This window comes from Stenotrophomonas chelatiphaga, assembly GCF_001431535.1.
GTDB lineage: Bacteria > Pseudomonadota > Gammaproteobacteria > Xanthomonadales > Xanthomonadaceae > Stenotrophomonas > Stenotrophomonas chelatiphaga.
The window spans coordinates 1-3352 of sequence record NZ_LDJK01000109.1 but is presented as its reverse complement, the minus strand read 5'-3'; the positions used below and the strand labels follow the sequence as shown (position 1 = coordinate 3352).

The 3352-nt window shown below is 67.0% G+C and carries 2 protein-coding genes and 1 pseudogene; 2 read left to right on the top strand and 1 reads right to left on the bottom strand.

Going from position 1 to position 3352, the window contains the following annotated elements:
- Positions 1–127: 127 nt before the first annotated feature.
- Positions 128–412: pseudogene (locus ABB28_RS17145) on the top strand (isocitrate dehydrogenase kinase/phosphatase-domain containing protein); the annotation flags it as partial.
- A gap of 59 nt (positions 413–471) precedes the next feature.
- Positions 472–1341 carry an energy transducer TonB gene (locus tag ABB28_RS17140; RefSeq protein WP_057687571.1) on the top strand — a complete coding sequence of 290 codons (870 nt, stop codon included), beginning with the start codon at positions 472–474 and terminating at the stop codon, positions 1339–1341.
- A 132-nt stretch (positions 1342–1473) separates the two neighbouring features.
- Here ABB28_RS17140 and ABB28_RS17135 read toward each other — a convergent pair whose 3' ends face one another.
- Positions 1474–3042 carry a sensor domain-containing diguanylate cyclase gene (locus tag ABB28_RS17135; RefSeq protein ID WP_057687570.1) on the bottom strand — a complete coding sequence of 523 codons (1569 nt, stop codon included), beginning with the start codon at positions 3040–3042 and terminating at the stop codon, positions 1474–1476.
- Positions 3043–3352: the final 310 nt, after the last annotated feature.

The following is a 3352-nucleotide window of genomic DNA, read 5'->3' as shown; positions in this document are numbered from 1 at the left end:
TGTGTGTGCTGTTGTCAGCCTGTACTCAGTCTCTCAGTCGTAGTAGTTCTTGGTACGTGGTTCCCCGTCCAACGAGAACTCCACTGAAGGAGTCGACGGCAGCGTCAACTGTGTACAAGCGTCAGACGATGAGCTGTGCCTGGTCAGCGACTGCGTGTTCCGCGACTGGCCTGCGCCACGCGATGCCGAAGAAGCGCTGGCTGACGAGCCCTGGTTCCATGTCGGGCCGCGTGATGTCTTCCCCGAGCGCTTCGCTCCGTTCATGGGCCTGCCTGCCGCTGAGCTGGCGGCGGTGCGCGAGCACTTCGGGCATCTGTTCCAGCCGGCATGGTGGCGCGCGCTGCAGGAGCGCTTCGCCGCGGGCGAGCATCCCGATACGCCCCCCTATGCGCGTGAAAACCGCCTGGCGTAAGGTGGCCGCTGCCCGATGCCTTTGCTACCCTCGGGGCACATCGACACGGAGCAGTCAGCATGCGTACTTCGATCTTTCTTGGATTGGCCCTGGCCCTTGGCGCAGGCAGCGCAGCGGTACCGCTGGATGCCAGCGCGCAGAGCGCACGTGCGGCGCGCGCGCAGGCCGAAGGCAGCATGGTCCTCAGCGGCAGCATCGACATCGCGCCGGATGGCTCGGTCGAAGGCTTCACGCTGAAGGACGAGCACAAGATCGAGCCTTACATCCAGGACTTCCTGAAGCAGAACGTGGCCCGGTGGCGGTTCGAGCCGGTGCTGCGTGATGGCAAGGCGGTGGCAGCGAAAACGCCGGTGAACCTGCGTCTGGTGGCGCGACAGGTGGAGGGTGGCGGCATGGATGTCGTGCTGAGCAGCGCCAGCTTCCGCAACTATGATCCCAAGGCGACCGACGGGGTCGCCAGTGACAGCATGCCGCCCCCCTCGTTCCCGCGTGAACTGCTGGATATGCGCGGTGCGGGCGAGGTGCTGCTGCTGGTGCGCGTGGCGCGCGATGGCACGGTCGACGATGTGATCGCCGAACAGGTGAACGGGTACGTGGCCGGGTCGCCCCGCGCCATGCAGCGGATGCGGGATGTCATGGCGCGCGCGGCGGTCGGTGCGGCACGCAAATGGACCTTCGTGGCGCCCACCACCGGTGCCCGCGTCGATGATCCGTTCTGGACCGTGCGCGTGCCGGTGCGCTACTTCTACGGTGGCAACGGCGACCGCTACGGCAAGTGGCAGGCGTATATTCCGGGCCCGAAGCAACGCGCCACGTGGGACGTGGGGCACGGCGACACCGATGCGGCGCCCGATCTTCTGCCCGATGGTGGGGTCTACATGGTCGGGATCGACAACGGGCCCAAGCTGCTGACGCCGCTGCAGGGCTGAGGTAGCACGAGCCTCGCTCGGCGGGGTCCTTGGCCGCACGCACCGCTGCGCTCGCCGACCATGGGTCGGCGCTACCACGGGCCTGCCACTCACGGTCGCGCTGAGCCGAGCGCGGCTCGGCGCGACCGGGGGTCAGCGGTAAGGGTAGGTCACGCTGCGGTTGCGACCCTGTTCCTTGGCCATGTACAGCGCTTTGTCGGCCATGCGCAGGGCCTGCTCGGCATCGGCATCGAAGGTCGGGTAATGCGCGACGCCCACCGAGACACTGACATGGCCGACCGGATCCAGTAGCTGGGTCGCGATCTGCTTGCGCAGCCGCTCGGCGATCAGCAGGGCATCGTCGGCATCGGTGGTGGGCAGCAGCATCAGGAACTCTTCGCCGCCGTTGCGGCACAGCACATCGCCATCGCGCGAGTAGCGCCGCATCTGTTCGGCGATGTGGCCGATGACCTGGTCGCCGACTGCGTGGCCATGCTGGTCGTTGATGCCCTTGAAGCGATCGATGTCCAGGGCGAGGATGGCGAAGGACTGGCCCTGCGCCTTCCACGTTTCCAGCGCCTGCTGCAGCCCGCGGCGGTTGAGCAGCCCGGTCAGCGGATCGGTGCGGCTGGCACGGTTGAGGGTGCCGATGCGGTCCTGCAGTGCATTGAAGCTGTACAGCACGGCCTGCTTGAGCTGCGCCACTTCGAAGTACCACGCGCGGATGCCACCGACATCGGAAATGGCACGGCCGGTGTCACCTTCCTGCACGTTGCGCGCCAGCTGCCACAGCGGCAGCGAGATGCGCCGCGCGAACCACCAGGTCACCAGCAGCGACAGTACGCCCAGGGGGATCGCACGCCAGATCACCGACGACATCAACTGCGAAAGCGGCTGCAGGGTGGATGCAGCGGGGCGCTGGGCCACGATGCCCCAGCCGGTGGCCGGTACCGGTGCGTATCCGGCCAGCATGGACACGCCGCGGCTGTTGGTGACCTGCGTTGCCCCGCGCTGCCCGCGCACTACGGCGTCGATCACCCTGTTGCCCGGTGCATACCCACCGACCCGCTCGGGATCGGCGTGGTAGAGCAGTCGGCCATTGCGGTCCACCACGTACAGGTAGGACCCGTCGCGGTAGTAATGGGTGCCCAGCAGACTCTGCAGGATGCTGCGCTGGCGCAGGTAGATGGTGCCGCTGACGTAGCCGCGATACATGCCCTGGGCGTCGAATACCGGGTGCGACATCGCCACCAGCAGTTTGCCGGTGGCCGAGTCGTAGGGGTCGCTGATCATCGGCTGGCGCCGCTCCAGCGCGATGCGGTTGCCTTCGCTGCGCAGCGTGTCGCCCTTCAGGTACAGCGTCTGCGGCGAGGTCGCCATGACCAGGCCGGTCTGGTTGACGATCAACACCGAGTTGAAGCTGTTGGTCTGCAGTTGCAGGCGGCTGGCCTCGTCCTGCGCGCGGCGGTCGTCCATGCCGTGGCGACCGAGCAGCATGGCGGTGTAAGCGAGCTGCTGCTGCGATGAGAGGACGAAGTTCTGCGTGGTTTCGGCCAGCTTGTTGGCGTAGACGCGATTGGCTTCCAGCGTGCTGCTGATCAGCTGGTCGCGCTGCACGCGATAGCTGGCCAGCAGGGTATTTGCCAGCGCCACCACGGTACTGAGCAGGGCCAGGGCAAGGATCAACGAGCCCAGGTTGAGGCGTTTGGAGAGCGTGCGCATGCGGGCAGGTCGGGCTGTTCAGGTGCTGGTCCAGCCGGTCTGGCCGGAGGGAACGACAGCGCGGGACGGCGCCCGCACGCAGCAGCCTGCGCACGGTTCGGTGGGGGGACTGCGGGGGCATTATCGCTGAAAGCGACAGGTCACGTGCGGAGGGTGGGCAAGGTCAACGTCAACGTCAACGTCAACGTCAAGGGCTGCAGGGCTATGGGTTGGCGGGACGGGGTGGGTTGGCGGGACACGCCGTGAATCCATCCTTGGAGGCTGCGTCGCCGCATCCATGCGGCTCAGCGTCCCGCCAACCCACCCCGCC

Coding starts and splice junctions, on each gene's coding strand:
- ABB28_RS17135 (WP_057687570.1), bottom strand. CDS start 3,042: ATGCGCACGCTCTCCAAACGCCTCAACCTGGGCTCGTTGATCCTTGCC.
- ABB28_RS17140 (WP_057687571.1), top strand. CDS start 472: ATGCGTACTTCGATCTTTCTTGGATTGGCCCTGGCCCTTGGCGCAGGC.